Genomic DNA, 2,809 nt, shown 5'->3' on the forward strand with positions numbered 1-2,809 from the left:
GCTGGAGCGCTACCGGGTCCGGCCGATCGAGGTGGACGACACCGCCGTGCTGCGGGTGACGCCCCGCTCCGGCCCGACGGTGCTGGCGGCGGTGACGCTCGCCGCGGAGGAGTTCGTCCCCGGCGAGGTCGTCGTGACCGGCACGCGGGGGCGGGCGGTCCTGGAGTACCCGACCGACCGGTTGGCGCTGCCCGGTGACGCCGCACCCCGTACGGTGCCCGGCCGGCAGGGGCTGCTGGAGAACCTGCTGGACCACCGGGCCGACCCGGAGGGCGTCGCGCTGATCGCCCCGCTGGCCCGCACCGAGCCGTTCACCGCCCTGCTGGAGGTGGTCCGGGCGGCACCCGAGCCGACCCTGCTGGACGGGGACCGGGTGAGCGCGTCGGGCGCGGGCGCGGACCGGGTGCTGACCGTACGCGGGGTGAACGCGGTGCTGCGGCGGACCACCGAGCGGGGGGAACTGCCCTCGGAGTTCGGGGTGCCCTGGGCGACCGCGCCGCACCGGGTCGACCTCGCCGACCGGCCGGGACCGCAACACCGTGCAAACGATCTCGGGGGGTGACCGCCCGACGAATCGGACATAGCCATACCTACCCCGACGGCGAGCGGCGGGGGTGGCACCCCCTGTCCCGGACGATTGCAACGAACCTGCACATCCAACGCATTGATTACTATAGATGGCTAACCCTACCGTTGTCCTGTGGCAGACCAACGACAGGAACAGGCGGAGGACATCATGCGCAGACCTGGAGCGGGCGCGGCGCTGGTCGTCGTGGCGCTCACGCTGACCGGGACACTCGTTCCGGCGACGGCGGCGACAGCCGCCCCGACCACCGACAGTGCGACCGTCTCCGGACCGGACGGACGGATCCCACCGGCGGCCCGGCTCCTGGGGCGGCAGGCGCTGCCGGCTCGTGACGGCTGGGCGGCCGACGGTACGGGCACCACGGGCGGCTCGGCCGCCGCACCGGAGCAGGTGCACGTGGTCCGCACCCGGGCCGAGCTGGTCGACGCGCTCGGGGGCGACAACGCCACCAACCGCACCAACGCCACCCCGAAGATCGTCTACGTGGACGGCGTCGTCGACGGCTTCTCCCGCGACGATGGCACCCTCCTCGACTGCGCCGACCTCGCCGATCCCGGGTACACGCTCGACGCGTACCTGGCCACGTACGACCCGGCGGTCTGGGGCCGGCTGACGCCGAGCGGGCCGCTGGAGGCCGCGCGGGTGCGCTCGGTGGCCAACCAGACCCGGCAGACGCAGATCAACGTGGGCGCGAACACGACGATCATCGGCCTGCGGGGCGCCCGGCTGACCGGTCTGACCCTGATGATCGACAGCGTCGACAACGTGATCGTCCGCAACCTGACCCTCGACGACGCCCGGGACTGCTTCCCCGCCTGGTCCCCCACCGACGGCGACGCCGGCAACTGGAACTCCCAGTACGACCAGATCTCGGTGCGCCGCAGCGAACACGTGTGGATCGACCACAACACCTTCACCGACGGCGACAACCCGGACAGCGCCCAGCCCGTCCTCTTCGGCCGGCCCTACCAGGTGCACGACGGATCGCTGGACGTCACCCACACCGCGAGCCTGGTCACCGCCTCCTGGAACCGGTTCGTCGGGCGGGACAAGGTCATGCTGATCGGGTCGTCCAACACGGTCGGCCCGGATGTCGGCCGCCTGAAGGTCAGCCTGCACCACAACCTCTTCGACGGCACCCTGCAACGGCTGCCCCGGGTGCGCTTCGGTCAGGTCGACGTGCACCACAACCACTACCGCGTCGGCGGGCCGGGCTTCGACTACGCCCTCGGCGTCGGCGTGCAGTCCGCCATCCACGCGGAGAACAACTTCTTCACCCTCACCGGCGGCGCCGCACCGGAGGACCTGATCCGCGACTGGGGCGGCACCGCGATCACCACCCGGGGCACCTGGGTCCGTACCGCCGACGGGCACGTGGGGCCGGTCGACCTGACCGCCGCGTACAACGCCGCCCACGACGTGGACCTGAACCCGGACGCGGGCTGGACGCCGACACTGCGCCGCGGCCCGTCGTTGCCGACCCCGCTCGTCCCGCCCGTCGTCGACGCCCTGGCCGGCGCCGACCGCCTGCTGCGCTGACCCGTCCCGTCAGCTCCGCAGGACACCACGGGTCCGCCGCCGGCGGGCCGCACCCCCACCACCGAGGAGTACCCGTGCGCATCCGACCCAGGACAGTGCTGGCCGTGGCCGGCGCGGGGCTGACCGCCCTCGCGCTCGCGGTCGGCGTCACCACCGGCGCCCACGCCGCCACCCTGTTCAGTGACGACTTCGACGACGGCAACGCCGACGGCTGGTCGAAGTCCGGCGGTGACTGGTCGGTGGTCGCCGACGGCTCGCCGGCCTACCGGCAGGGCAACGCCGGCAGCGAACTGGCGCGGGCGTTCGCCGGTCAGACCGGCTGGACCGACCAGCAGGTCCAGGCCCGGGTCAAGCCGCTGTCGTTCAACGGGAGCAACCGCGTCGTCGGCATCGCCGCCCGGGTGGAGAGTTCCACCCGGATGTACCGGCTGGCGCTGACCAACACCAACCGCGCCGAGTTGCAGGTGGTCAACGGCAGCTCGGTGACCGTGCTCGGCTCGGCGTCGCTGACCGTTGCCACCGGCACCTGGTACACGCTGCGCCTGGAGGCCGCCGGCGGCACGATCCGCGGGTTCGTCGACGGCGCCGCCCGGCGTTCTGACCATCGACGAACCGCACGGTGCCGCCGACGTTCTCCACGTTGAACACGTGGGCGCCGTTGCCCTGCCACTTGGCGTAGACCAC

2 protein-coding genes and 1 pseudogene are annotated in these 2,809 nt (G+C 72.8%); all 3 read left to right on the forward strand.

Annotated elements, in window-relative coordinates:
- A pseudogene (locus tag AB0I76_RS26905) lies at nucleotides 1-562 on the forward strand (gfo/Idh/MocA family oxidoreductase); the annotation flags it as partial.
- A gap of 174 nt (nucleotides 563-736) precedes the next feature.
- Nucleotides 737-2,125 (forward strand): pectate lyase, encoded by a 1,389-nt coding sequence (locus AB0I76_RS26910; protein ID WP_357041027.1) that lies wholly within the window; start codon nucleotides 737-739, stop codon nucleotides 2,123-2,125.
- Between the two features lie 74 nt (nucleotides 2,126-2,199).
- Nucleotides 2,200-2,769, forward strand: a complete 570-nt coding sequence (locus tag AB0I76_RS26915) for a hypothetical protein (RefSeq protein WP_357041024.1) — start codon at nucleotides 2,200-2,202, stop codon at nucleotides 2,767-2,769.
- Nucleotides 2,770-2,809 lie beyond the last annotated feature (40 nt).

This window comes from Micromonospora sp. NPDC049799, assembly GCF_040656655.1.
Taxonomy (GTDB): Bacteria; Actinomycetota; Actinomycetes; order Mycobacteriales; family Micromonosporaceae; genus Micromonospora.